Here is a 25,695-nt window from a genome sequence, read left to right as displayed (position 1 = left end):
ATCATGATGCTGCACATCCCTGGCGTGCTCACGGCCGAGCAGGTCGCCCACATCCGCGCGCGCATGGACGGCGCCCCCGAATGGGTGGATGGCCGCGAGAGCGTCGGCCCGCAGGGCGCCCAGGTCAAGCGCAACCGCCAGCTGAAGGAAGGCTCTCCCCTGGCCGTCGAGCTGGGGCAGGTCGTGAGCGCTGCGCTCATGAACAACCCGTTGTTCTTCTCCAGCGTGCTGCCGCTGCGCATCCTGGCGCCTTACTTCAACGCCTACGGCGGGGGAGAGCATTACGGCCTGCACGTCGACGGCGCGGTGCGTCCCCAGCGTGGCGGCCTGCCACCAGTGCGGGCGGACGTGTCGACCACTGTGTTCCTGTCCGACCCGGAAGACTACGACGGGGGCGAACTGGTGGTGGTCGATGCCTACGGCACCCATGAGGTCAAGCTGCCGGCCGGGGACGCGATCGTGTACCCGTCGGGCAGCGTGCACCAGGTGCTGCCGGTGACGCGCGGCGAGCGGGTGGCGTCCTTCCTCTGGACCCAGAGCATGGTGCGCGACGATAGCAAACGCGCGCTGCTGTTCGAGCTGGACACCAACATCCAGAAGCTGCGCGCGGCGCACGGCGAAAGCGAGGCAACCGTGGGCATCACCGGGCATTATCACAACCTGCTGCGCATGTGGGCGGAGATGTGATGAAGCTCGTCGCGCCATGCCACGAACACATCGACGCGCTGCTTGCCTTCGAGCTGGAGAACCGCGCCTTTTTCGAAGCGACGATCAATGCACGTCCGGCTTCCTACTACGCGCGCGAGGGTGTGAGCCTGGCGGTGGCGCAGGCCATGGCGGACGTGTATGCGGACATCGGCTACCAGTACCTGGTCATCGACGATGCGGACCGGATCGTCGGGCGCATCAACCTCAGTAACATCAAGCGCGCGCATTTTCACAGCGCGGTGCTGGGCTACCGGATCGGGCAGGCGCATTGCGGCAAGGGCTACGCCGGCGAGGCGGTGCGCCAGCTGCTGGCGCTCGCTTTTGGCAAGCATCGCCTGCAGCGCATCGAGGCGGACTGCCGCGTCGACAACCTGGCGTCGAAACGTGTCCTGGAGCGCAACGGTTTCAATCAGTTCGGCCATTCGCGCCGCAGTTTCGAACTGGGCGGCGTGTGGTATGACCGGCTGCACTTCGAGTGCCACGCGCCGGCCGCGCAGCCTCAGGTCTGACCCTCAGCCATGCGGGAAGCCTCCGGTTTCCCACCGGCGGCATTCGACGTGATGTTCAAACCCACGATCAAGAACTGTGTCTCGATATCGGCTTTGGGACAATGTTCTACACCCCGAGGCACGACGAAGATGTCTCCCTCGCCAAGCTGGACGTCGCGATCCCTCAGCTGGATCGTCAGCTGGCCCGAATAAATGATGAAGAGTTCATCCTGGTCATCATGTTGATGCCAGCGTGTCGAGCCGATGCCTTTGGCGACCTTGAACAACTGTCCGTTGGCTTGTGCGACCGTTTCCTGGGACCAGAACTCCGTCAAGCGAGCAAGGGCAGCTGGAATATTTACTTTGTCTTTCATGGGCATTCCTCGAAACTTCCTGAATGAAGCCCCAGTGCATCCCTCAGCAAGGCGAGCAGTCAACGATGTCAGGGCAATGCTCGTAAATGTAGCAAGCTTGTTTCGCGTGAACTAATCAATTATTCCAGCCGTCGCTCAGGAAAACTGAGGGGCCAGGCATCAGGAAGGCTTGATCAGCTACTTGCGCATCAGTGCATTGCGCAGTGCGATGCCGCGCACCACCGGATACTGCTCGCTTTCCACGCGAAAGCCGGCATGCCTGAAGAAGGGCTGCGCCGTCAGGCTCACGTGGGAAAACAGCTCGGTGATGCCTTGGGACCGCGCAAGCTCGTGCAAGTGACGCATCAGGGCTGTGCCGACGCCCTGGCCACTGAACTCGGCGGCGACGAAGAATTGATCGATACAGCCGTCGGGCTGGAGGTCGGCGAATCCCGCCAGGCGCCCGTCGACTTCGGCGACCCAGGGGCGATTCGACTGGATGCGGGCGATCCATCGCATCCGGCTGTCCTCATCCATGACGGCCGGCGCCCATGCATCGATCTGTTCGGGCGAATAGTCGCGGCTGGCCAGGCCGCGGACGGAAGACTGGAAAACGGCCAGCAAAGACAGCTCTTCACCGGCGGCGCAGGGGCGGATGTGCATGGTCATCACTGAAAAGGCTTGATTATCGCGCCCCCTCAATGGCAATGCTTCTGCATTTGTCATGCCATGTCCCTGACTGCCGGGCTGAACCGCGACTACATCGGCGGCTGTCCGTTCGAGGCCGACAAGCCATTGTCCACCTGCAGGTTGACACCGGTGAGCAGCCGCGCGTCTTCGCTTGCGAGGAATGCCATCACCGCCGCGACACCTTCCGGATCCATTGGTGCGCCGAGCGGCATGCGTTCCTTGAACTTCTCCACCAGTTCAGGATCGCTCACCATGTCCTCGGTCATCCGGCTGACGGTAAAACTCGGGTTGACCGCGTTCACCCGCACCCCGTGCTTTGCCGCGTCCATCGACATCGAGCGCACCATGTTGCTGACGGCGCCCTTCGAGGTGTTGTAGGCGAACAGTTCCCAGTCGCCGCCAAGCCCCGAGACGGAGGAGGTCATGACGATCGAACCGCGCGTCTTCACGAGTTCAGGCATGGCCGCCTTGGCCATGTGGTAGTAGCCGCCGACGTTGACCGCCATGACGCGTTCGAAGTCCTCTTCGCTCGTTTTCATGATGTCGCCTTCGGTTGCCATGCCGGCGTTGTTGATCAGGATGTGCAGCGCACCGAAGCGCTCGACGGCCGCCTTGACGGCGGCTGCAGCGGTTTCCTTGGCGGCGGTATCGCCGACCTGCACCAGAATGCGGTCCTGCGGAAGTTTTGCGCTGGATTCCTTGAGGCAGGCCTCGTCGATGTCGAGCATGACGACACGCGCGCCTTCGTCGAGGAAGCGGCGCGCGGCCGCCAGACCGATGCCGGACGCGGCACCTGTCACCAGTACGACTTTGTCTTTGAAGCGGTTCATGCTTTCTCCTTCCATGCCGGGCCCATGTGGTCGATGGCGACCATATCACAGTAGAAAAAACACGGTTTTTCCGTGCCGGAAGGCAAGCTCTACTTGTGGCCGGCTTCATGTCTGACGAGGCGATGAGCACTTGTCCTCTACAGACCGCGTGTTCGGACAGGCAAACTGCTTACATGGGTCACCATGGCTTGAAGCCGATCCTATTGCTTAAGGAGAAATACCATGCGTAAGTTGATGTTGACGGCAGCGAGCGCACTTTGTTTGCTCGGGTGTGCGACGCCACAGGAACGGGCAATGCAGCAACAGGCTGAGATGGAACGCCTGATGGCCGAATTCGGGCCGGCGTGCAGCCAGCTGGGTTATGCGATGAATTCGGATCCCTGGCGCGATTGCGTGCTCCAGTCGGCCAAGAGAAGCGGCCGTAGTGGCGTCTCGACCTCCATCTTCGGCGGCATAGGCAGTGGAGGACGCGGTTCCGGCATCGGGATCGGCATCGGAATAGGGCGCTAGCGCATCCGACTCTGACGGGGCCAGAAACAAGAAGGCCGGGATCCTCGCGGATTCCGGCCTTCTTGTTTCTGGCGCACCCGCTTGCGCAGACTCTTGCATCAGGTAGTTGTCGAAATGAAAGGAACGGCCGCCATTTCGCGGGTGGGGTAAAAACGCGCTACGGACTTGGTTCAGTTACATGGATCGAGTTTATTCAAACTCTAGCAAAACAGATAAGGAGAACAAGCTCATGGCAAATTCGGATCATCAGAACGACGGTGCACCACCAAGGAACGTCCATATCGGCCCCGAGAAGAAAACCAAGTGGCTTCCCTGGCTGCTGCTGGCGCTGGGGCTGCTCGCGCTCCTGTTCGGGCTCAGGAGCTGCAGGAACAACGACGAGGCCGCCCTCACGGCGCCGGTCGCGACGACCGAGCCTGTAGCACCGGCGCCGGCCACGACGCCTGCCGTACCGGCACCGGCACCGGTGACCGCCCCTGCCGCCGGCGCCGCTGCGGTCCTGCCCGGCGCCTCGACCGTCGGCACCTATCTGGCCGGTACCGAAGCTCTGCCGCGCACCTTCGTGTTTGAAAAGCTGAATTTCGATACTGCCAAGAGCAACATCCGGGAGGCCGATCGTGAAGAGCTGAACGCGCTGGCGGCCGTGATGAAGCAATACCCGAATGCGCGCATCCGGGTCGTCGGTTACGCCGATGCACGTGGCACCGCCCCAGCCAACGCCACGCTCGGCAAGGAGCGCGCCGACAGCGTGAAAGCGGCGCTCGTCGCGCAAGGAATCGACGCCGGCCGTCTCGAGACCGCTTCAGGCGGCGAGACCGACCCGGTCGATACCAACGCCACTGCGAGCGGCCAGTTCGAGAACCGCCGCGCCGAGCTGGTCGTCCTGGCACGCTGATTTCCGAACACCTCTTACAAAGGAGCATCCATGTCACGTACTCTCACTGCATTGTTCGACACGCGTGCCGACGCCGAAGCCGGCCGCCAGCGACTGCTCGACGCCCATGTCGATGCAGACCACGTCAGGATCCACGACAAGTCCTCCGTCGGCGAAAGCGGCTACTCGTCACAGGAGTCGCCGGGCTTGTGGGCCTCGATCAAGAACGCCTTCCTGCCCGATTCGGACCGCCATCTCTACGAGGAGGGCATTCGTCGTGGCGGCTTCCTCTTGACCGCCGATATCGATGGCGATGACGCCGGCGAGGCGATCCGGGCACTCGAGGATGTCACCGTCAACAGCGTCGATATCGATGAGCGCGCTTCCCAATGGAAGTCCCAAGGCTGGAACGCACCGTCGGCAAGCGCGGCGGCGGCGGGAGGCGCTTCGCGCTCCGTGGGCCAGCGCGGCGCGCGGGTCTGTTCGTACAGCGTCGGAAAGCCGTAAGAAGCCCAGGCTTCGATCGACAAAAAAAAAGGGCTGGAACCCGTCAAGGTTCCAGCCCTTTTGATTTACCTCCTGCGGGGCGCTTCCTGATTACGCAGCCAGCAGCTGGCGCAGCACGAACGGCAGGATGCCGCCATGCTTGTAGTAGTCGACTTCGATCGGGGTGTCGATACGCAGCAGCACTTGGACTTCCTGCGATTCGCCGCCTTCGCGGTGGATCACCAGGGTGGCCAGTTGTTGCGGCTTGATCTCGCCTTCCAGGCCCTTCAGGTCGAAGGTTTCCTTGCCGGTGATGCCCAGGCTTTCGACGCTGTCGTTGCCGATGAACTGCAGCGGCAGCACGCCCATGCCGACCAGGTTCGAGCGGTGGATGCGTTCGTACGAACGCACGACCACGGCCTTCACGCCCAGCAGCTGGGTGCCCTTGGCAGCCCAGTCGCGCGACGAGCCGGTGCCGTACTCTTCGCCGCCGAAGATCATGGTCGGGGTGCCTTCCGCCACGTACTTCATTGCCGCGTCATAGATCGACAGCTGTTCGCCCGACGGCTGGTGGATGGTGATGCCTCCTTCGACTGCGGAACCATCGGCCTTCGGCGGGATCATCTTGTTCTTGATGCGCACGTTGGCGAAGGTGCCGCGCATCATGATCTCGTGGTTGCCGCGGCGTGAGCCGTAGGAGTTGAAGTCCGCCTTCAGGACATTGTGCTCCTTGAGCCACTTGCCTGCCGGACCGTCTTCCTTGATCGAACCGGCCGGGGAGATGTGGTCGGTGGTGATCGAATCGCCGAACACGCCCAGTGCGCGTGCGCCGGTGATGCCGGTGGCGGCGGTTTTCGGGGTCATCTCGAAGTCCGCGAAGAACGGCGGCTCGGCGATGTAGGTCGACTCAGGCCAGTTGTAGACTTGACCTTCGGTCGACGACACGCGCTGCCACAGTTCGCCCGGGTTGCCCTTCACGTCGGCGTAGTTCTTCTGGAAGACTTCCGAGTTCATCGCGAAGCGCATCAGTTCGCCCACTTCCTGCGACGACGGCCAGATGTCGCCCAGGTAGACGTCGACGCCGTTCTGGTCCTTGCCCAGCGGCTCGCTCATCAGGTCCTTGGTCATGTTGCCGGCGATGGCGTAGGCAACGACCAGCGGCGGCGAAGCCAGGAAGTTCGAACGGATGTTCGGGTGGATACGCGCTTCGAAGTTACGGTTGCCCGACAGGACGGCCGAGGCGACGATGTCGTTCTCGACGATCGCGGCGTTCAGTTCCGGGGTCAGGTCGCCGGCGTTACCGATGCAGGTGGTGCAGCCGTAGGCGGTCACGCCGAAGCCCAGCTTGTCCAGGTAAGGCAGCAGGCCGGCGGCGGTCAGGTACTCGGTGACCACGCGCGAGCCGGGAGCCAGCGAGGACTTGATGTGCGGCGCCACGGTCAGGCCGCGCTCGACGGCTTTCTTGGCCAGCAGGCCGGCGGCCAGCAGCACGCTCGGGTTCGAGGTGTTGGTGCACGAGGTGATGGCGGCGATCAGGACGTCGCCGTTCTTCACGCGCACGCCGTTGGTCGTTTCGTAGACCTTGTGCAGGTCGTCCGGGGTCTTGTTGAAGCCGTTCTGGGTGGTCGGCTTGCTGAACAGGTCGGTGAAGGTGTTCTTCACGTGGCCCAGTTCGATACGGTCCTGCGGGCGCTTCGGGCCGGCCAGCGACGGGGTCACGGTCGACAGGTCGAGGTGCAGCACGCGGGTGTATTCGATCTCGCCTTCCTGCGGGATGCCGAACATGCCCTGGGCCTTGTAGTAGTTCTCGAAGGCAGCCAGTTCTTCTTCGGTACGGCCGGTGCCGCGGAAGTAGTCGACGGTCGCTTCGTCCACCGGGAAGAAGCCCATGGTCGCGCCGTATTCCGGGGCCATGTTGGCGATGGTGGCGCGGTCGGTGGTCGACAGCGAACGGGTGCCGGCGCCGAAGAACTCGACGAACTTGCCGACGACTTTTTCACGGCGCAGCATTTCGGTGATGGTCAGCACCAGGTCGGTCGCGGTGCAGCCTTCGCGCAGCTTGCCGGTCAGGTTGACGCCGATGACGTCCGGGGTCAGGAAGTAGACCGGCTGGCCCAGCATGCCGGCTTCCGCCTCGATGCCGCCCACGCCCCAGCCGACCACGCCGACGCCGTTGATCATGGTGGTGTGCGAGTCGGTACCGACCAGGGTGTCCGGGTAGAACACTTCGCCCTGGCGCATCACGCCGCGGGCCAGGTATTCCAGGTTGACCTGGTGGACGATGCCGAAGCCCGGCGGCACGACGCCGAAGGTGTCGAAGGCCTGCATGCCCCACTTCATGAACTGGTAGCGCTCGTTATTGCGCTGGAATTCCAGCTTCATGTTCAGGTCCAGCGCGCCCGGCTCGCGGAAGTGGTCGATGGTGACCGAGTGGTCGACCACCAGGTCGACGGGCACCAGCGGCTCGATCTTCTTCGGATCGGCGCCCATCTTCGAGGCGACGTTGCGCATCGCGGCCAGGTCGGCCAGCAGCGGCACGCCGGTGAAGTCCTGCAGCACGACGCGTGCGACGACGAAGGGGATCTCTTCGGTGCGCTCGGCGGTCGGGCCCCAGTTGGCCAGCTGCTTGATGTGCTCTTCGGTGACCTTCTTGCCGTCGCAGTTGCGCAGGACGGATTCGAGGACGATACGGATCGACACCGGCAGGCGCGACAGGTTCACACCGAGGGCTTCGCCCAGGGCCGGCAGCGAGTAGTACTGGCCGGTCTGGCCGGCGCCAGCCGGGAATTCCTTCAGTGTGTTCAGGGTGTTGCGAGACATAATCTCTCCTTCAGTGGGGATTAATTGTTATTCCGGTACTGCCATTTACTTCACAGGGCGATCCGACGGTGTCAGCCGCGGATCATCCGTTCTTTTGCGCGGTCGCAGCGCTCGCCACGGCCGCCGCCTGTTCGGCGTTCTTGCATTCGTTGGCCAGCTGCCGGTTCAGCTTCGAATCCAGCAGGATGCCCTTGGCCGGGATGCCGATCCAGATCAGCCCCCAGAACGGGTTCTCGAAGCGCAGCGCGCCCGTCGTGGTGCCCACGCGGTTCAGGCGGTGCAGGCGCTTCTTCCAGCGCAGGGCGATATGGCCCTCGTCCTTCGCGTTCGTGTAGATCGTGATCTTGTTGCCGAGTTCGCAGCTGTACTCGGTGACGATCGTGTCCGTGATGTCCGGTTCCGCTTCGTCTTCGGCAGTGAAGGCCGGCGCGGCGACGGCGGCTGCAGCGGCGCCCGCGGCGGCAGCTTTCTTTGCCTTGGCCTTCGGCTTGGCTTTCGACTTCGCCTTCAGGACGTCTTCGGCTTTCGGGTGCTTCTCGGGCGCCGCGCTGGCGTGCGCGCACAGGCCGAGGGCTGCCAGCGCGAACGCGCCGGCAGCCAGAAGTCGGGAGAGGAGGGTGGCCATTATGGGGAGTCCGTTTGGTTGACGATTGCCGCAGCGGCTTCCGGCAGCGCAAGGCCGGCCAGCTTCGCGCGCTGCAAAACGGTCCAATAATATCGGTAGCTCGCGCGGTCGTGCAAGCGGCCGTGCTGGGCGATGGGTCCCCATCCCGCGTTCATCGCTTCCTGCAGAATATTCGTGGCTTCGTTCACTTCCGACAGGCGCGGCGTGAAGGCTTTCAGGATCGGCTTGATCTGGTCCGGGTGGATGCTCCACATGCGGGTGAAGCCGAATTCCGCCCCGGCGCGCTGGGCGTCGTTGGCGACGACCGCGCTGTCCTTGATGTCGGTGGTGACGTTGTGCGACGCCACCTTGCCGTGCGCGTGGCAGGCCGCGACCATCTCGAGCTTGGCGCGCACCACCAGCGGGTGGGTGAACTGGCCCGGCGTGCGCATCGCGCTGGCCGGCACCGCGCCGTAGTGGGCGGAGACGAAATCCATGATGCCAAAGGACAGGCACTCGACCTGGGGCAGGGCGGCGATGTCGTAGGCGTCGCGCAGGGCGCCGTGGGTTTCGATCAGGACGTGGACGGGCAGGTCATTCCGGCCGGCCTTGCAGGCGTGCTGGTTGATCAGGTCGATCGCGCGAATGACTTCGGCGGTGCTTTCCACCTTCGGCAGCACCACGTAGGCCAGGCGTTTTGCCGTGGCGCCGACGATGGCGGCGACGTCGCCCGCGAAGTGCTGGCTGCCGGTGTCGTGCAGGCGCACGCCGATGCGGTTGAAGCGGTTGTCCTCGCTATTGATCAGCTGCGTGACCAGCAGCGCATGTTCGACCTCGCTGCCGGCGGCGGCGCCGTCCTCGCAGTCGAAGGTGATGTCGAAGACGGGCCCAAGCTCTTGTTGCAGGGCCATCGATTTGCGCATCAGCTTCTCCGAGCCGGCGTAGTGATCGCAGGCGGGGAGGAGGAGCGGCTGGCGTTTGCCCTGGAATAAAACCTCGGAAGGGTGCATGGTATGTCTTGAAACGGATCGGCCATGCCGTCGTTGAAACGGCATGGCGCGGTTGGCGCGCCCGCGACATGCGGGCGCGCCGTTGTACTACTTAGGCCAGCAGGTGAGCAACGCCGGCTTTCTCTTCTTCCAGCTCTTTCAGGGTCAGGTTGATGCGCTCCTGCGAGAAGGCATCGATTTCCAGGCCCTGGACGATCTTGTATTCGCCGTTTTCGGTGGTCACCGGGAAGCCGAACATGGTGCCTTCCGGGATGCCGTAGGAGCCGTCCGACGGGATGCCCATGGTGGTCCACTTGCCATTGGTGCCCAGCACCCAGTCACGCACGTGGTCGATCGCTGCGTTGGCGGCCGATGCTGCCGACGAGGCGCCGCGCGCTTCGATGATGGCGGCGCCGCGCTTGCCGACGGTCGGCAGGAAGGTGTCGCGGTTCCAGACGTCGTCGTTGATCGCTTCCTTGACCGACTGGCCGTCGATGGTGGCGAAGCGGTAGTCGGCGTACATGGTCGGCGAGTGGTTGCCCCACACGGCCATCTTTTCGATGCTGCCGACTGGTTTACCCAGCTTGGCGGCGACTTGCGACAGGGCGCGGTTGTGGTCCAGGCGCAGCATGGCGGTGAAGTTCTTGGCCGGCAGGTTCGGGGCCGACTTCATGGCGATGTAGGCGTTGGTGTTGGCCGGGTTACCGACCACCAGCACCTTGACGTTGCGCGAAGCGACGGCGTCCAGCGCCTTGCCCTGCACGGTGAAGATCTGGGCGTTGGCTTCCAGCAGGTCCTTGCGCTCCATGCCCGGGCCGCGCGGACGGGCGCCGACCAGCAGGGCCACGTCGGCATCCTTGAAGGCGGTCATCGGGTCGGCGTGGGCGGTCATGCCGGCCAGCAGCGGGAATGCGCAGTCGTCGATTTCCATCATGACGCCCTTGAGCGCCTTCTGTGCCTTCTCGTTGTCGATCTCGAGCAGCTGCAGGATGACCGGCTGGTCCTTGCCCAGCATGTCGCCGTTAGCGATGCGGAACAGCAGGGAATAGCCGATCTGGCCGGCCGCGCCGGTGACGGCGACGCGCATTGGGGTTTTAGCCATGATGAATCTCCAAAGTGGGAATGAAAACGGTCGAGCCGGGGTGCCGGTTTTAGGGAAACTGCAATGATACCAAAAGCGACACCGTGTCAATTGGATATCGCGCGCATACGTGAAGGGCAGGCGTGGACGTCCAAACCGACCGCGAGTTTATGCCTCCGCTGTTCTATCTGTCAATTCATATCATATGTCTTATATAAGACACATGTGTTGACGGTCGCGCACTGGACGGACGTGCACTTTTTGTGGTGAAATCACGGTCTATGAACCCCCTTCCGCCCAACAGCAGCGATGCGGTCGACGCGTCGCCGTCGTTCCGTCCGTTGTACCAGCAGATCAAGGCCCTGATCACCCAGAGCCTGCAGTCGGGCGAATGGAAGCCGGGCGAGCTGATGCCGAGCGAGGTCGAGCTGGCCGGCCGCTTCAAGGTCAGCCAGGGCACCGTGCGCAAGGCCATCGACGAGCTGGCGGCCGAGAACCTGGTGGTGCGCCGCCAGGGCAAGGGCACCTTCGTTGCCACCCACGCGGAAGAGCGCGCCCATTTCCGCTTCCTGCGCTTGAACCCCGACGAGGGCGTTCCCCACCATCCCGAGAACCGCATCATCGCCGTGTTGCGCATCCGCGCCACGGCCGAGGTCGCGCGCCTGCTCGAGCTGAAGTCGGGCGACGCCGTGGTCTACATCAAGCGCGTGCAGTCCTTCGATGGGGTGCCGACCATCCTGGAAGAGCTGTGGCTGCCGGGTCAGCTTTTCAAGGGCCTGACGGCGGAGCGCCTGGTGGAATACAAGGGGCCGATGTACGGCCTGTTCGAGTCGGAATTCGGCACGCGCATGATCCGCGCGACCGAGAAGATCCGCGCGGTGGCGGCGGATGCGGCCGCGAGCGAGCACCTGAAGGTGGCGGAAGGCACGCCGCTGCTGTGTGCGGACCGGGTGTCGTTTACCTATGGCGACAAGCCGGTCGAGCTGCGCCGCGGCATTTATTCGACAGCTCGCCACCATTATCAGAACGAGTTGTCATAAGAGATACCCGTAGGGTGGGCGGCTTCGCCGCCCACGCGTTCAAACGGGCATGCGTTGCCTGAACGCGTGGGCGGGAAACCCGCCCACCCTACGAAAACACGGCGCCGGCTTGCTGACGCCCAACTGTGGTGGGCCAGACTGGCGCTCTGCAGTGATCGCATGAAGCGATTAAAATATGTTGGTTTTGCGTAAGTGGCGTACGTTACCCGGTGCGCCGCAGGGATGTTCCGGTTTTCTGCATGCAGATGCTTGGTGCCCCGTTACAAAATCGGCGAAAATGAAGGGTTCACTAAAAATCTGTCGTCATAAGGGAGGTGTTACATGTCCGAAGCCGTGAGAGAAGCTGCAAAAAAAGGGCGGCCGGAGTTCCGCAACGTTGGCATTGGGGATATTACAAGTAAATATCGCATGCCGCCATCGGCCATCGTGTCGATCCTGCACCGCGTAAGCGGCGCGGGCCTGTTCCTGTTCCTGCCGTTCCTGCTGTATCTGCTGCAGGAAAGCCTGCTGTCGGAAATCTCGTTCGAGCATTTCCGCGGTGTCGTTGGCAACCCGTTTGCCAAGATCATCCTGGTCGGCCTGTCCTGGGCTTACCTGCACCACTTCGTCGCCGGCGTGCGTCACCTGTTCATGGACAACCACCTGGCCCTGGACAAGGATGCCGCCCAGAAGACCGCACGCTGGGTGCTGATCATCAGCCTGGTGCTGACCGCACTGGTCGCCCTGAAACTGTTCGGAGTCTTTTAATCATGGCAAACAAGAATAATATCGGACCGCGCCGCCTCGTCGTCGGCGCCCACTACGGCGTCAAGGACTGGCTGGCGCAGCGCGTCACCGCCATCGTGATGGCCGTGTTCACGGTCGTGCTGCTGGTTTCTTTCCTCACCGGCCAGAATTTCACCTATGAAGGCTGGGCTGGCCTGTTCGCGCGCCAGTGGTTCAAGCTGTTCGCCCTGGTGACCTTCCTGGGCCTGTTCTACCACGCCTGGGTCGGCATCCGTGACATCTGGATGGACTACGTCAAATCGGCAGGCCTGCGCCTGTTCCTGATGCTGTTGACCATCTTCTGGCTGCTCGCCTGCGCCGCCTGGACCGTGCAAATTCTCTGGAGTGTGTAATCGTGGCAGCTATTAAAACTGCAATCCCTTCGCGTCGCTTCGACGCGGTCATCGTTGGCGCCGGCGGTTCCGGCATGCGCGCATCGCTGCAGCTGGCTGAAGCCGGCCTGAACGTGGCGGTGCTGTCGAAAGTGTTCCCGACCCGTTCCCACACCGTTGCTGCCCAGGGCGGCATCGGCGCTTCGCTGGGCAACATGAGCGAAGACGACTGGTACTGGCACATGTTCGACACCGTCAAGGGCGGCGACTACCTCGGCGACCAGGACGCGATCGAATTCATGTGCCGCGAAGCACCGAAGGTCGTGTACGAGCTCGAACACTTCGGCATGCCGTTCGACCGCAACCCGGACGGCACCATCTACCAGCGTCCGTTCGGCGGCCACACCGCGAACTTCGGCGAGAAGCCGGTCCAGCGCGCCTGCGCCGCGGCCGACCGTACCGGCCACGCACTGCTGCACACCCTGTACCAGCGCAACGTCCGCGCCCGCACCCACTTCTTCGTCGAGTGGATGGCCCTCGACCTGATCCGCGACGCCGACGGCGACGTGGTCGGCGTGATGGCCCTGGAAATGGAAACCGGCGACGTCATGATCCTGGAAGCGAAGACCACCATCTTCGCCACCGGCGGCGCAGGCCGCATCTTCGCCGCATCGACCAACGCCTTCATCAACACCGGCGACGGCATGGGCATGGCGGCACGCGCCGGCCTGCCGCTGCAGGACATGGAGTTCTGGCAGTTCCACCCGACCGGCGTGTCCGGCGCGGGCGTCCTGATCACCGAGGGCGTGCGCGGCGAGGGCGGTATCCTGATCAACTCGAACGGCGAACGCTTCATGGAGCGCTACGCGCCGACCCTGAAAGACCTGGCGCCGCGCGACTTCGTCTCGCGTTCGATGGACCAGGAGATCAAGGAAGGCCGCGGCTGCGGTCCGAACAAGGACCACGTGCTGCTGGACCTGCGCCACATCGGCAAGGACACCATCGAGAAGCGCCTGCCGTCGATCCTGGAAATCGGCCACAAGTTCGCCAACGTCGACGCGACCAAGGAACCGATCCCGGTCGTCCCGACCATCCACTACCAGATGGGCGGCATCCCGACCAACATCCACGGCCAGGTGGTTGCACCTGACGGTACCGGCGGCCAGAAGATCGTCAACGGCCTGTACGCGATCGGCGAATGCGCCTGCGTCTCGGTCCACGGCGCCAACCGCCTCGGCACCAACTCGCTGCTCGACCTGGTCGTGTTCGGCCGCGCGGCCGGCAACCACGTGGTGGCATCGAACCTGAAGCAGAAGGTCAACAAGCCGCTGCCGAAGGACGCCGCCGACTTCGCACTGGATCGCCTGAACCGCCTCGAGACCTCGACCGGCGGCGAAAAAGTCCAGCACGTGGCCAACGACATCCGCGCCACCATGCAGAAGTACTGCGGCGTGTTCCGTACCCAGGAACTGCTGGAAACCGGCGTCAAGGAAATCATGAAGCTCGACGAGCGTCGCAAGCACGTCTCCTTCCAGGACAAGTCGAAGGTGTTCAACACCGCCCGCGTGGAAGCGCTGGAACTCGACAACCTGATCGAGACCGCCAAGGCAACCATCGTCTCGGCCGCGGCCCGTCCGGAATCGCGCGGCGCCCACGCCCACAGCGACTACCCGAACCGCGACGACGAGAACTGGATGAAGCACACCCTGTTCTTCTCGGAAGGCAACCGCCTCGAGTACAAGCCGGTGGTGCAGAAACCGCTGACCGTCGATACCTTCAAGCCGAAGGCCCGTACTTTCTAATTTTGTGTAGGGCGGCGTTCGAACACGCTGCCCCCGCAGTTAAGTAAAACACACAGGTAAAAACATGGCACGCACCGTCCAACTGAAGATCTACCGCTACGATCCTGACAAGGATGCGAAGCCTTACATGCAAGACGTCACCGTCGAGCTGCAAGACACCGACAAGATGCTGCTCGACGTCCTGCAGCGCATCAAGTCGGACGTCGATGATTCGCTGGCCCTGCGCCGCTCCTGCCGTGAAGGCGTGTGCGGTTCGGACGCGATGAACATCAACGGCAAGAACGGCCTGGCCTGCACCACCAACCTGAACGAGCTGACCCAGCCGATCGTGCTGCGTCCTCTACCTGGCCTGCCGGTGGTGCGCGACCTGATCGTCGACATGACCAACTTCTTCAAGCAGTACCACTCGATCAAGCCGTACCTGATCAACGACTCGATCAAGCCGGAGAAGGAACGCCTGCAGACCCCGGAAGAGCGCGAAGAGCTCGACGGCCTGTACGAGTGCATCCTGTGCGCCTGCTGCTCGACCTCGTGCCCATCGTTCTGGTGGAACCCGGACAAGTTCGTCGGCCCGGCCGGCCTGCTGCAGGCCTACCGCTTCATCGCCGACTCGCGCGACGAAGCCACCAACGAGCGCCTGGATAACCTGGAAGACCCGTACCGCCTGTTCCGCTGCCACTCGATCATGAATTGCACGGACGTGTGCCCGAAGGGCCTGAATCCGAACAAGGCGATCGGCAAGATCAAGGAACTGTTGGTTCGTCGCGCGATTTAAACGTCGTTCCGGTATTTCTCTGCACATACCGCATGGGCGGCAAAGCCGCCCACCCTACGGAACCACGAACCGGTAGGGTGGGCGGGTCCTCCCGCCCACGCGGTCTGCGAACAGCAGCAACTCGCAGCATCCCGCAATAATGATGCCGCAAATACAGTAAAAGTACCGTACTGCCTTATCCCGGCATGCGGAGTATGATGTTGACCCAACAACGGACTCTAGTGAAAACGCATCAATCCGACCCCGCGAACCGTGCCCGCCTGCGCTGGCGCGCGCGCCGTGGCCTGCTCGAGAACGATTTGATCCTCACGCGCTTCCTCGATGCGCATGAAGAACAACTGACCGACGAGGAAGTCGATGCGCTGACCCGCTTGCTGGACCTGGCGGACAATCCGCTGATGGACCTGCTGCTGGGCCGGACCGAGCCCGAAGGCGAGGTCGACCAGCCGCATGTGCGCGCCTTGCTGGCGCGCCTGCGGCAAGCGTGAGACGCCAGTTTTTTGTTTTTAGATCCACTCCCACAAGAAGGAAGTGCCATGAATATCTCTGATACCAAAGCCACCCTGTCGTTCTCCGACGGCAGCCCGTCGGTCGACATGCCGATCTACAAAGGCACCATCGGCCCGGACGTCATCGACATCCGCAAGCTGTACGGCCAGACCGGCAAGTTCACCTACGACCCTGGCTTCATGTCGACTGCCTCGTGCAACTCGAGCATCACCTACATCGACGGTGACAAGGGCGAGCTGCTGTACCGCGGCTACCCGATCGAGCAGCTGGCCGTCAACTGCGACTTCCTGGAAACCTGCTACCTGCTGCTGAACGGCGAACTGCCGAACGCCGAACAGAAGGCCGAGTTCGAAAACACCGTGACCCGTCACACGATGGTCCACGAGCAGATGAACTTCTTCTTCCGTGGCTTCCGCCGCGACGCGCACCCGATGTCGGTCCTGGTCGGCACCGTCGGCGCGCTGGCTTCGTTCTACCACGACTCGCTCGACATCAACGATCCGAAGCAGCGTGAAATCTCGGCCATCCGCCTGATCGCCAAGCTGCCGACCCTGGTCGCCATGGCATACAAGTACTCGATCGGCCAGCCGTTCATGTACCCGCGCAACGACCTGTCGTACAGCGCGAACTTCATGCACATGATGTTCGCCAACCCGTGCGAAGAGTACAAGGTCAACGACGTGCTGGTGCGCGCCCTCGACCGCATCCTGATCCTGCATGCCGACCACGAGCAGAACGCATCGACCTCGACCGTCCGCCTGGCCGGTTCGTCGGGCGCCAACCCGTTCGCCTGTATCGCTGCCGGTATCGCCTGCCTGTGGGGCCCGGCGCACGGAGGCGCGAACGAAGCCGCACTGACCATGCTGAAGGAAATCGGCAGCGTCGAGAACATCCCGGCCTTCATCGAGAAGGTCAAGGACAAGAACTCGGGCGTGAAGCTGATGGGCTTCGGTCACCGCGTCTACAAGAACTTCGACCCGCGCGCCAAGCTGATGCGCGAAACCTGCCACGAAGTGCTGAACGAACTGGGCCTGCAGGACGACCCGCTGTTCAAGCTGGCGATGGAACTGGAAAAGATCGCCCTGAACGACGAATACTTCGTGTCGCGCAAGCTGTACCCGAACGTCGACTTCTACTCGGGCATCGTGCAGTCGGCCCTGGGCATCCCGGTCTCGCTGTTCACCGGTATCTTCGCGATGGCCCGTACCATCGGCTGGATCGCCCAGTGGAACGAAATGATCGCCGATCCGGAACAGAAGATCGGCCGCCCGCGCCAGCTGTTCGTCGGCTCGCCGGTGCGCGACGTGGCGTCGATCGACAAGCGTTAATCTCAACGCAGCGTCAACGAAAAGCGGGCTTCGGCCCGCTTTTTTTTCGTTCGACTCCCCATCGGGGTGTGACTTTCCGAGCATTTTCCGTCATTAGGAAATGGCATCATCCTGACGATGAATTTCGCCACGATCCTGATCGTCTCGATGCTGGTACTGAGCTACGCTGCCGGCATCGTCATTCTGACCGCCGGAGTGCGGCAGATCCGGACTGGACTTGCGGCGCGTGATTGGCCATCGGTCGACGCGCGGCTGGAAAAATGCGAAGTCGTACCCAGATACGCCAGCAACACCAGGGCCTACCATGTGTCGGTGAAGTATTCGTACACCATTGCTGGCGTCCGCTACGAGGGCGATACCCTGGCGATCGGCTACGGCGGGTCCAGCAGCCGACGTCCGCACGAGGACGCCCGTCGCGAAGTTCTCAGCCTGGAGAGATTCACCGTCCGCTACGACCCGGCACATCCGGAGAGTTCAACCATCTTCGCGTCCGAGAATTCGCTGGTCTTCGGCACCTTCGTGTTCGGCCTGCTGTGGATGGCCTTCACACTCATCTTCACCGCCATCGTGCTGGCTGTCAGTGGCGTCGGCTCCGCCATCCTTGCGTGGATGACCTAGATACCGTCAGGGAGAAAGAGGATGATCAAGCAGGTCGGACCCACCATCATTCGGCCGAAGCACAAGGCCAGCTGCCACTGCGGCGCCGTCGAACTCGAGCTAAGCTTGCCCAAGGGCATTGAGAACCCGCGACGCTGTGACTGCTCGATCTGCCGCCGCAAGGGCGCCATCGTCGCTTCGGTGCCGCTATCCGGCATCCGCATCGTCAAGGGCGAGGACGTCCTCAAGCTCTACCAGTTCAACACCATGACCGCCAAGCACTACTTCTGCTCGGTCTGCGGCATCTACACCCACCACCAGCGGCGCTCCAACCCGGAGCAGTACGGCTACAACGTCGGCTGCCTCGAGGGCGTGAATCCCTTCGACCTGGGCGAGGTCCCGACCAACGACGGCGTCCATCATCCGGCCGACCGCGCCAAGGCCTGAGGCGCCGCCGCAGCAGGGCAGGGACCATGTTTCCAGCTCCGTTGCCATAGCGTTATAATGTCCGCCTTCGGCGCCATGCCGAGCACCGGTACCTGTATAGACAGAGATGTTCGCCAGCTTTCCACGCATCCGTTCCGCCCGCTTCGTCATCGTCCTGATGCTGACGTTGGCGATGGTGTTCGCGCACTGGCAAGGCCTGGCGCACCGGATCGCGCACGCGTCACAGCACATCTCCTCGACGGCGGATGCGGGAAAGGATGGTTCGCTGGGATCGGATGTCAAGGCGGCCCAGCACTCCTGCCTCGCCTACGACGCCGCCACGGTCTCGCCCGCGCTGCACACGCCTGGGTGCAATACGGCCGCCATTCCGGCCGACCGCATCCTGGCCCAGTGGGTCGCCTTCGACTCCTGGACCGCGCCCTCCACGCCCTGGTTCTCGTCCCGCGCACCACCCCTCGCCTGACTGCACCCTGAAAACCCGATCCGCTTGCGCCGGCTGAGCCGCGCACGCGCGTCCGTCCCGTATTCGTTTCAAGGAATTCATCATGCACGTCCAGCGTACCATCCTGGCGAGCGCGGTTCTGGCCGCACTCGCACCGTTCTCGTTTGCCCAGACCCAGGGCGCAAGCCAGCCGGTCTCCACCGTCGTCGTCACCGCCACCCCATTCGGGGCGGGCGAGGGCGACCAGATCCTCACCCCGGCCAAGGTGCTCTCCGGCGACGAACTGCGCAGCAAGCTGGGCAGCTCGCTGGGCGACACCCTGTCGAATGAGCTCGGCGTCTCGGCCTCTGCCTTCGGCGCCGGCGCTTCGCGTCCCATCATCCGCGGCCTGGAAGGCAACCGCGTGAAGGTGCTGGAAAACGGCATGTCGGTGTCCGACCTGTCCGGCCTGTCGAACGACCACGCCGTCACCGGCGAAGCGGCCACCGCGCGCCAGATCGAAATCCTGCGCGGCCCGGCGGCGCTGCTGTACGGCTCCGGCGCCATCGGCGGCCTGGTCAACGTCGTCAACGAGCGCATTCCCGTCGAGCTCCACGACAAGCCGCATGGCGTGGTCGAAACCCGCTACAGCAATGTCGACCATGGCCGCGCTGCATCGTTCTCGGGTGACGGCGCCGCCGGCAAGATCTCGCTGCACGTCGACGGCAGCGGCCGCGACGCGGGCGCCTACCACGTGCCGGGACATCCCGACGGCGACACCCTACAGAATTCCGAGCTGCGTCAGCACACCCTGGGCGCGGGCGCTTCGTATATCGGCGAACGCGGCTACCTCGGGGCTTCGGTCAGCTCGCTGAAGAAGAACTACGGCATCCCGGGCGGCGAGGGCGCCAAGATCGACCTCGACCAGACCCGCTACGACATCGACGGCCAGCTCGATGCGCCGATGGCAGGTTTCGAGAAGCTGCGCTTCAAGGCCGGCTATTCCGACTACGGCCACGTCGAGCTCAACGCCGAGGGCGGACCGGAAACCATCTTCTCGAACCGCTCGCTGGAAACGCGCCTGGAGCTGACCCACAAGCCTGTCCGCGGCTGGGAAGGCAGCTTTGGCGTCCAGACCGAGCACACCCGCTTTTCCGGCCTGAGCGCGGACAGCGGCGAGTCGGCCACCGTGCCGGTGACGGTCTCGGACACCCACGCCGCCTTCCTGGTCGAGCAGCGCGAATTCGGCAAGCTGCGCGTGAATGCCGGCGTGCGGGTGGAATCGGTGAAGCGCGAGCCGGAAGGCGGGGCGCCGCGCCGCAGCTTCGACCTGCTGTCCTACTCGGCGGGCGCCGTCTGGCCCGTGGCGAAGGACTACACCGTCGGCGTCACCGCCTCGGTGGCCCAGCGCGCGCCGGGCACCGACGAGCTGTACTCGGGCGGTCCGCACGAATCGACCCTGACCTACGACATCGGCAACCCGAATTTTAAAAAGGAGACCTCGCGCAACCTGGAGCTCTCGTTCCGCAAGGTGACGGGCCTGGTGCGCTGGCAGGCGAACCTGTTCGAGAACCGCGTGCGCGACTTCATCTACGGCGAGGTGAGCGACACCCTGCTGGACGACGAGGGCAATCCGGGCGACGAACTGCGCGAGCGCATCTTCCGCCAGGCGGATGCGACCATCCGCGGCGCCGAGGCCGAGATCAGCTACAACCAGCATCCGGGCAGCCAGGGCCTGTCGCTGCGCGCCTTCGGCGACCTGTCGCGCGGCTCGCTCGACGATGCGGGCAGCCTGCCGCTGCAGCCGGCCAAGCGCGTCGGCTTCGAGACCGGCTACCGGAAAGGCGCGCTGCGCGGCGGCGTGTCGGTGCTGCGCGCGTTCGAACAGGAGCGCCTGGCCTCCTTCGAGACCACGCCGACGCCGGGCTACACCCAGCTGGACGCCAACCTGTCCTACACCCAGCGCCTGCGCAACACCGACCTGACCTGGTTCATCATCGGCAAGAACCTGCTCGACCGGGACATCCGCATCTCGACCTCGGTCCTGAAGGATATCGCGCCGCTGCCGGGACGGAACATCACGGTCGGCGTGCGCGCGGCGTTCTGATCCCGGACGTGCTGTTCTGACGGACCGCTCAACGGGTCCAGTTGCACTTGCCGCGCAAGACAGCGGCGCCCCAAAAGGGCAAGGCGTAGATGCCGCCCACGCCTACTGCGAAGTCGCCGAAGATGGTCTTGACGACGGTGCTGTGCGGCTGGTGCCTGAGCGGGTCCGGACCCAGGCAGTGCGGCTTGGCGGCCAGCGCGAACTTGCGCGCAAACTCGCGATAGGGGCCGCCGCTCAGCGCTTGTCCGCTCATGGGCGTCGAGCTGTCCGGCATCTCTTCGAGGGTGGCGCGGACCGCGGCGCGGATCGCCTCGTCGCTCGGCCGTGCGCTCATTGGCGCCGCCGGCTGAGGGGCGGGCAGGGCGAAGGGATTCTGCAGCGGGTCCCTGGCCACCGGCGGCGCGTCCGCATGGGCGGTAAATGCGAGGGGTAGGAAGAGCGTCGGGAGCCAGGCTTTCATCTAGGTGTCGTGAAGTGGATGAGCTGCTGACTGTATCCAAAAGGTTTGGCAGAATACTTATGGGTGCATGAAGGCTAGATAGATTATGAGCAGTGAATAAGGAGGGGAACGGATGGCAACGGAACAGAGCTTCGTGGACTACGTCGCCGAGGTCGTCGGGCTGGGCAGCCGCCTGACGCACAAGAAGATGTTCGGCGAGTACGCGCTGTACCTGGACGGCAAGGTGGTCGCCTTCGCCTGCGATAACAGCCTGTACATCAAGCCGTCGAAGGCCGTCGTGGCGCTCGCCCACGACCTGCCGCAAGGCCCGCCCTACCCGGGCGCCAAGGATTATCCCATCGCCGACGAGCTGCTCGACGATCCGGAGGCGCTGCGCCGCCTGATCGAAGACACCGCGGCGCTGATGCCGCTGCCGAAGCCAAAGAAGCCCAAGGCCTGACCGGCTCTCCCGCCAGTCGATTCAATACACCCTGTACTGACAAGTGGCTCGTATTCATGAGCCACATTCATAAGCCCTTGCAATTTTCGCACCAAAAACGGGCATTTCCACCCCCTACAATCGAGAGTCGGCCGCGCAAGCGAACTGCACGCCCCGAAAATTAGAAAAGCGTTATGTTCTTGGCTTCGGCCGCGCGCGCGTTTTCGTCAAATCGGAATACGGCGTCGCTGCGTCACCGCTCATATTGCCCATGTCCAAGAAAGGAAGAACGATGCCCGAGTTCGATCCAAACAGGCGGCAGCTGCTGAAGGCCTCGACCGTCGCCGTCGGCGGCGTCGCAGTAAGCTCCCAGTTCGCGGCGCCCGCCGAAGCTGCACCCGCCGCCCAGCCGTCCAACTCCACCCAGGCGACCACCATGAACGTTCGGCTGAAAGTGAACGGCATCGAGCACCAGCTGCAGGTCGATCCGCGCACCACGCTGCTCGATGCGCTGCGCGACCGCCTGCACCTTACCGGCAGCAAGAAGGGCTGCGACCAGGGCCAGTGCGGCGCCTGCACCGTCCTGATCGACGGCCGCCGCAGCACCTCCTGCCTGACCCTGGCCGTGATGCAGGAAGGCCACGAGATCACCACCATCGAGGGCCTTGGTACCCCGACCAACCTGCACCCGCTGCAGCGCGCCTTCATCAAGCACGACGGCTACCAGTGCGGCTTCTGTACGCCGGGGCAGATCTGTTCGGCCGTGGGCATGCTGGAAGAGATCCGTTCGGGGGCGCCGAGCCACGTTACGGCCGACCTGAACGCCAGCCCGCAGGCCAGCGACATGGAATTCCGCGAGCGCATGAGCGGCAACCTCTGCCGCTGCGGCGCCTACTCGAACATCCAGGAAGCGATTGCCGAAGTCGCGGGCCTGACCCCGGGAGGCAAGCGATGAAAGCCTTTACCTACGAACGGGCCAGGACCCCGCAGGAAGCGGCCGACGCCGCGGCGCGCCACCCGAACGCGCGCTTCGTTGCCGGCGGCACCAACCTGCTGGACCTGATGAAGCTCCAGATCGAAACGCCGGCCCACCTCATCGACGTCAATGACCTGGCGCTCGACCGCATCGAGCCGACGCAAAATGGCGGCCTGCGCATCGGCGCTCTGGTGCGCAACTCGGATCTGGCCGCCGACCAGCGCGTGCGGCGCGACTACGGCGTGCTCACGCGCGCCCTGGTGGCCGGCGCCTCGGGCCAACTGCGCAACCAGGCCACCACCGCCGGCAACCTGCTGCAGCGTACCCGCTGCCCGTATTTCTACGACACCAACGTCCCCTGCAACAAGCGCAAACCAGGCAGCGGCTGCAGCGCCATCGGCGGCTTCACGCGCCTGCACGCGATCGTCGGCCAGAGCGACGCCTGCATTGCGACCCATCCGAGCGACATGGCGGTGGCCATGCGCGTGCTCGACGCCCAGGTGGAGACGGTAGCGCCGGGCGGCGCGACGCGCGTGATCCCGATCGCGGATTTCCACCGCCTCCCGGGCAATACGCCGCACATCGACCACAACCTGAAACCCGGTGAGCTGATCACCGCGGTGACGTTGCCGCCGCCGGTGGGTGGTGCGCAGAGCTACCGCAAGGTGCGCGACCGCGCTTCGTATGCCTTCGCAATCGTGTCGGTGGCGTCCATCGTCCAGCGCGACGGCAGCGGCCGCGTGGCGCTGGGCGGCGTGGCCCACAAGCCGTGGCGCGTCGAAGCGGCGGAAGGCGCCTTCGCGCGCGGTGCCCAGGCGGTCGCCAGTGGGCTGCTTGCCGGCGCCCGCACGACCGAGGACAACGCGTTCAAGGTGCCGCTGGTCGAGCGCACCCTGGCCGCAGCCATCGCCGACGCTAAAGCTTGAGGGAAGGGACAGCCATGAAATTCAACGAACCAGCCACTACCAACCCGATCGACCAGCTCAAGGTCGTGGGCCAGCCGATCGACCGCGTCGACGGTCCCCTCAAGACCACCGGCACTGCGCCCTATGCGATGGACCGCCACGACGTGATGCCGAACCAGGCGCATGGCTATGTGATCGGCTCGGCCATCCCGACCGGCCGCATCGTGTCGATGGACCTGGCGGCGGCCAAGGCCGCGCCGGGCGTGATCGCGATCGTCACCGCGCAGAACGCGGGCAAGCTCACCAAGGGCAACTTCAACACCGCCATGCTGCTGGGCGGGCCGCGCGTCGAGCACTACCACCAGGCGGTGGCGCTGGTGGTCGCCGAGACCTTCGAGCAGGCGCGCGACGCCGCCTCGCTGGTGCGCATCAAGTACGAACGCGACAAGGGCGACTTTGACCTGAAGGCGGTGCAGAACAAGGCCATCGCCCCGAAGAAGGAAGCGGCCGAGACCAAGGTCGGCAACTTCACCGGTGCCTTCGCCTCCAGCCCCGTCAAGCTGGATGCCGAATACCACACGGCGCACGAATCGCACATGATGATGGAGCCGCATGCGAGCGTGGCGGCCTGGGACGGCGACCAGCTCACCGTGTGGACCTCGAACCAGATGATCGCCTGGGCCAAGGGCGACCTGGCCAAGACCCTGGGGCTGCCGAAGGACAAGGTGCGCGTGCTGTCGCCCTACATCGGCGGCGGCTTCGGCTCCAAGCTGTTCCTGCGCGCCGACGTGGTGCTGGCGGCGCTGGGCGCGAAAGCGGCGCGGCGGCCGGTGCGGGTGCCCCTGCAGCGCGCGCTGATCCCGAACAACACCACGCACCGCTCGGCGACCTTGCAGCGCATTCGCATCGGCGCCACCCGCGAGGGCAAGATCACGGCGATCGCCCACGAAAGCTGGTCCGGCAACCTGAAGGACGGCTCGCCGGAAAATGCCGCAACCCAGACCCGCTCCCTGTATGCGGGCGAAAACCGCATGACCGCCAACCGCGTGGCCTTCATGGACCTGCCCGAGTCGAACGCGATGCGTGCGCCGGGCGAGGCGCCAGGCCTGGCGGCGCTGGAAATCGCGATGGACGAGATGGCGGAAAAACTCGGCATGGACCCGGTACAGTTCCGCATCGTGAACGACACCCAGGTGGTGCCGGACAATCCCGAGAAGCCCACGTCCAACGACCCGCAGTCGAAGAAGCCGGAGAAGGAAAAGCACAATCCGCATCCGCCGTTCTCCAAGCGCCAGTTCATCCAGTGCCTGCAGACCGGGGCCCAACGCTTCGGCTGGGATCGTCGGCAGGCAAAGCCGGGTTCGGTCCGGGACGGCCGGTGGCTGGTCGGCATGGGTATGGCCTCGGCCTTCCGCGACAACCTGCTCACCAAGTCGGCGGCGCGCGTGCGCCTCGACCGGCGCGGCATCCTGACGGTGGAAACCGACATGACCGACATCGGCACCGGCAGCTACACCATCATCGCCCAGACCGCGAGCGAGATGATGGGCGTACCGCTGGAGCGGGTGCGGGTGCGCCTGGGCGACTCGAGCTTCCCGGCATCCTGCGGCTCGGGTGGCCAGTGGGGCGGCAACAACTCGTGCGCGGGCGTGTACGCCGCCTGCGTCAAGCTGCGCGAGATGGTGGCGCGCCAGGCCGGCTTCGAGCCGGAGCGCGCCATCTTCGCCGATGGCCTGATCCGCGCGGGCGAGCGCAGCCTGCCGCTGGCGCAGGCGGTCGGCGAGCGCGAGCTTGTGGCCGAGGACATGATCGAATACGGCGACATCAACACGCGCTTCCAGCAGTCGACCTTCGGCGCCCACTTCGTGGAAGTCGGCGTGGACGCGGTGACCTGCGAAGTGCGCATCCGCCGCATGCTGGCGGTGTGCGCGGCAGGGCGCATCCTGAACCCGAAGACGGCGCGCAGCCAGGTGATCGGCGCGATGACGATGGGGGCGGGCGCGGCGCTGATGGAAGAGCTGGCCGTCGACAAGCGGCTCGGCTACTTCGTCAACCACGACCTCGCGACCTATGAGGTGCCGGTGCATGCCGACATTCCGCACCAGGAAGTCATCTTCCTCGACGAGACCGACCCGATGTCTTCGCCGATGAAGGCCAAGGGCATCGCGGAGCTGGGCATCTGCGGCGTGGCGGCAGCGATCGCCAACGCGGTGTACAACGCGACCGCCGTGCGGGTGCGCGAGTATCCGATCACGCTCGACAAGCTGATCACGAAGATGCCCCTGTCCGTGTGATGCTGCGCGCATTGTCACCCCGGTGACAATGCGCGACATTCTCCGCTTGTGCTTCTGCTATCCTCTCGCGCTTCGATGTCACGCG

At 64.3% G+C, this 25,695-nt stretch carries 28 protein-coding genes; 20 read left to right on the top strand and 8 right to left on the bottom strand.

Going from position 1 to position 25,695, the window contains the following annotated elements:
• The first annotated feature begins 3 nt into the window (after positions 1-3).
• Positions 4-687: a Fe2+-dependent dioxygenase gene (locus LK539_RS01170; protein WP_227799076.1), complete on the top strand. Its 684-nt coding sequence runs from the start codon at positions 4-6 to the stop codon at positions 685-687.
• Positions 687-1,217, top strand: a complete 531-nt coding sequence (locus LK539_RS01165) for a GNAT family N-acetyltransferase (RefSeq protein WP_227799075.1) — start codon at positions 687-689, stop codon at positions 1,215-1,217. The genes LK539_RS01170 and LK539_RS01165 overlap by 1 nt, the downstream gene beginning before the upstream one ends.
• On the opposite strand, the gene LK539_RS01160 is transcribed toward LK539_RS01165, so the two are convergent.
• From LK539_RS01160 to LK539_RS01150, 3 genes are all read right to left on the bottom strand, one after another.
• Positions 1,208-1,570 carry a cupin domain-containing protein gene (locus LK539_RS01160; protein WP_227799074.1) on the bottom strand — a complete coding sequence of 121 codons (363 nt, stop codon included), beginning with the start codon at positions 1,568-1,570 and terminating at the stop codon, positions 1,208-1,210. The genes LK539_RS01165 and LK539_RS01160 overlap by 10 nt on opposite strands.
• Positions 1,571-1,747: 177 nt before the next feature.
• Complete coding sequence (locus LK539_RS01155; protein WP_227799073.1) at positions 1,748-2,275, bottom strand: GNAT family N-acetyltransferase; 528 nt, start codon at positions 2,273-2,275, stop codon at positions 1,748-1,750.
• A gap of 32 nt (positions 2,276-2,307) precedes the next feature.
• Positions 2,308-3,069 (bottom strand): SDR family NAD(P)-dependent oxidoreductase, encoded by a 762-nt coding sequence (locus LK539_RS01150; protein ID WP_227799072.1) that lies wholly within the window; start codon positions 3,067-3,069, stop codon positions 2,308-2,310.
• A gap of 294 nt (positions 3,070-3,363) precedes the next feature.
• Here LK539_RS01150 and LK539_RS01145 point away from each other — a divergent pair, with 294 nt between their 5' ends.
• The 3 genes from LK539_RS01145 to LK539_RS01135 all read left to right on the top strand — a co-directional run bounded on the left by LK539_RS01145 (position 3,364) and on the right by LK539_RS01135 (position 4,960).
• Positions 3,364-3,579 carry a hypothetical protein gene (locus tag LK539_RS01145; protein ID WP_227799071.1) on the top strand — a complete coding sequence of 72 codons (216 nt, stop codon included), beginning with the start codon at positions 3,364-3,366 and terminating at the stop codon, positions 3,577-3,579.
• Between the two features lie 229 nt (positions 3,580-3,808).
• Positions 3,809-4,474 carry an OmpA family protein gene (locus LK539_RS01140; protein WP_227799070.1) on the top strand — a complete coding sequence of 222 codons (666 nt, stop codon included), beginning with the start codon at positions 3,809-3,811 and terminating at the stop codon, positions 4,472-4,474.
• A gap of 30 nt (positions 4,475-4,504) precedes the next feature.
• Positions 4,505-4,960 carry a hypothetical protein gene (locus tag LK539_RS01135; protein ID WP_227799069.1) on the top strand — a complete coding sequence of 152 codons (456 nt, stop codon included), beginning with the start codon at positions 4,505-4,507 and terminating at the stop codon, positions 4,958-4,960.
• 90 nt (positions 4,961-5,050) lie between these two features.
• Here LK539_RS01135 and acnA read toward each other — a convergent pair whose 3' ends face one another.
• From acnA to LK539_RS01115, 4 genes are all read right to left on the bottom strand, one after another.
• Complete coding sequence (gene acnA / locus LK539_RS01130) at positions 5,051-7,759, bottom strand: aconitate hydratase AcnA (protein WP_227799068.1); 2,709 nt, start codon at positions 7,757-7,759, stop codon at positions 5,051-5,053.
• A gap of 82 nt (positions 7,760-7,841) precedes the next feature.
• Complete coding sequence (locus tag LK539_RS01125; protein ID WP_227799067.1) at positions 7,842-8,384, bottom strand: hypothetical protein; 543 nt, start codon at positions 8,382-8,384, stop codon at positions 7,842-7,844.
• Positions 8,384-9,373, bottom strand: coding sequence for a CoA ester lyase (locus LK539_RS01120; protein WP_227799066.1), 990 nt, complete (start codon positions 9,371-9,373; stop codon positions 8,384-8,386). The genes LK539_RS01125 and LK539_RS01120 overlap by 1 nt, the downstream gene beginning before the upstream one ends.
• Positions 9,374-9,464: 91 nt before the next feature.
• Positions 9,465-10,454: a malate dehydrogenase gene (locus LK539_RS01115; RefSeq protein ID WP_227799065.1), complete on the bottom strand. Its 990-nt coding sequence runs from the start codon at positions 10,452-10,454 to the stop codon at positions 9,465-9,467.
• 260 nt (positions 10,455-10,714) lie between these two features.
• Here LK539_RS01115 and LK539_RS01110 point away from each other — a divergent pair, with 260 nt between their 5' ends.
• From LK539_RS01110 to LK539_RS01060, 11 genes are all read left to right on the top strand, one after another.
• On the top strand, positions 10,715-11,473 hold the full coding sequence (locus tag LK539_RS01110; RefSeq protein WP_227799064.1) for a GntR family transcriptional regulator: 759 nt from the start codon (positions 10,715-10,717) through the stop codon (positions 11,471-11,473).
• A 333-nt stretch (positions 11,474-11,806) separates the two neighbouring features.
• Entirely contained in the window at positions 11,807-12,220 is a 414-nt protein-coding gene (gene sdhC / locus LK539_RS01105; RefSeq protein WP_159705435.1) for a succinate dehydrogenase, cytochrome b556 subunit, read from the top strand.
• Between the two features lie 2 nt (positions 12,221-12,222).
• Positions 12,223-12,591: a succinate dehydrogenase, hydrophobic membrane anchor protein gene (gene sdhD / locus LK539_RS01100; RefSeq protein ID WP_227799063.1), complete on the top strand. Its 369-nt coding sequence runs from the start codon at positions 12,223-12,225 to the stop codon at positions 12,589-12,591.
• 2 nt (positions 12,592-12,593) lie between these two features.
• Positions 12,594-14,372: a succinate dehydrogenase flavoprotein subunit gene (gene sdhA / locus LK539_RS01095; RefSeq protein ID WP_227799062.1), complete on the top strand. Its 1,779-nt coding sequence runs from the start codon at positions 12,594-12,596 to the stop codon at positions 14,370-14,372.
• Positions 14,373-14,436: 64 nt separating this feature from the next.
• Complete coding sequence (locus LK539_RS01090) at positions 14,437-15,147, top strand: succinate dehydrogenase iron-sulfur subunit (protein WP_227799061.1); 711 nt, start codon at positions 14,437-14,439, stop codon at positions 15,145-15,147.
• A 221-nt stretch (positions 15,148-15,368) separates the two neighbouring features.
• Positions 15,369-15,635 (top strand): succinate dehydrogenase assembly factor 2, encoded by a 267-nt coding sequence (locus LK539_RS01085; protein ID WP_373889504.1) that lies wholly within the window; start codon positions 15,369-15,371, stop codon positions 15,633-15,635.
• A 48-nt stretch (positions 15,636-15,683) separates the two neighbouring features.
• Entirely contained in the window at positions 15,684-16,985 is a 1,302-nt protein-coding gene (gene gltA / locus LK539_RS01080) for a citrate synthase (RefSeq protein WP_227799059.1), read from the top strand.
• Between the two features lie 117 nt (positions 16,986-17,102).
• The gene (locus LK539_RS01075) at positions 17,103-17,603 is read left to right on the top strand and encodes a DUF3592 domain-containing protein (RefSeq protein WP_227799058.1); all 501 of its coding nucleotides are present in this window, start codon (positions 17,103-17,105) and stop codon (positions 17,601-17,603) included.
• Between the two features lie 21 nt (positions 17,604-17,624).
• On the top strand, positions 17,625-18,029 hold the full coding sequence (locus LK539_RS01070) for a GFA family protein (RefSeq protein ID WP_227799057.1): 405 nt from the start codon (positions 17,625-17,627) through the stop codon (positions 18,027-18,029).
• Between the two features lie 106 nt (positions 18,030-18,135).
• Positions 18,136-18,492, top strand: a complete 357-nt coding sequence (locus LK539_RS01065) for a hypothetical protein (protein WP_227799056.1) — start codon at positions 18,136-18,138, stop codon at positions 18,490-18,492.
• 82 nt (positions 18,493-18,574) lie between these two features.
• Positions 18,575-20,557: a TonB-dependent receptor gene (locus tag LK539_RS01060; protein ID WP_227799055.1), complete on the top strand. Its 1,983-nt coding sequence runs from the start codon at positions 18,575-18,577 to the stop codon at positions 20,555-20,557.
• 28 nt (positions 20,558-20,585) lie between these two features.
• On the opposite strand, the gene LK539_RS01055 is transcribed toward LK539_RS01060, so the two are convergent.
• Positions 20,586-21,017 (bottom strand): hypothetical protein, encoded by a 432-nt coding sequence (locus LK539_RS01055; RefSeq protein WP_227799054.1) that lies wholly within the window; start codon positions 21,015-21,017, stop codon positions 20,586-20,588.
• Positions 21,018-21,129: 112 nt separating this feature from the next.
• On the opposite strand from LK539_RS01055, the gene LK539_RS01050 reads away from it, so the two are divergent.
• The 4 genes from LK539_RS01050 (at position 21,130) to LK539_RS01035 (ending at position 25,610) form a co-directional block, all read left to right on the top strand.
• Positions 21,130-21,456 (top strand): TfoX/Sxy family protein, encoded by a 327-nt coding sequence (locus tag LK539_RS01050; RefSeq protein ID WP_227799053.1) that lies wholly within the window; start codon positions 21,130-21,132, stop codon positions 21,454-21,456.
• A 271-nt stretch (positions 21,457-21,727) separates the two neighbouring features.
• Positions 21,728-22,390, top strand: coding sequence for an aldehyde dehydrogenase iron-sulfur subunit PaoA (paoA, locus tag LK539_RS01045; RefSeq protein WP_227799052.1), 663 nt, complete (start codon positions 21,728-21,730; stop codon positions 22,388-22,390).
• Positions 22,387-23,337, top strand: a complete 951-nt coding sequence (locus tag LK539_RS01040) for a xanthine dehydrogenase family protein subunit M (protein WP_227799051.1) — start codon at positions 22,387-22,389, stop codon at positions 23,335-23,337. The genes paoA and LK539_RS01040 overlap by 4 nt, the downstream gene beginning before the upstream one ends.
• Positions 23,338-23,351: 14 nt before the next feature.
• On the top strand, positions 23,352-25,610 hold the full coding sequence (locus tag LK539_RS01035; RefSeq protein ID WP_227799050.1) for a xanthine dehydrogenase family protein molybdopterin-binding subunit: 2,259 nt from the start codon (positions 23,352-23,354) through the stop codon (positions 25,608-25,610).
• Positions 25,611-25,695: the final 85 nt, after the last annotated feature.

The sequence above is a fragment of the Massilia sp. IC2-476 genome, from assembly GCF_020707295.1.
Classification (GTDB): domain Bacteria; phylum Pseudomonadota; class Gammaproteobacteria; order Burkholderiales; family Burkholderiaceae_D; genus Telluria.
The sequence above is the reverse complement of the archived record's forward strand: the minus strand, read 5'-3'. Positions and strand labels throughout refer to the sequence as shown.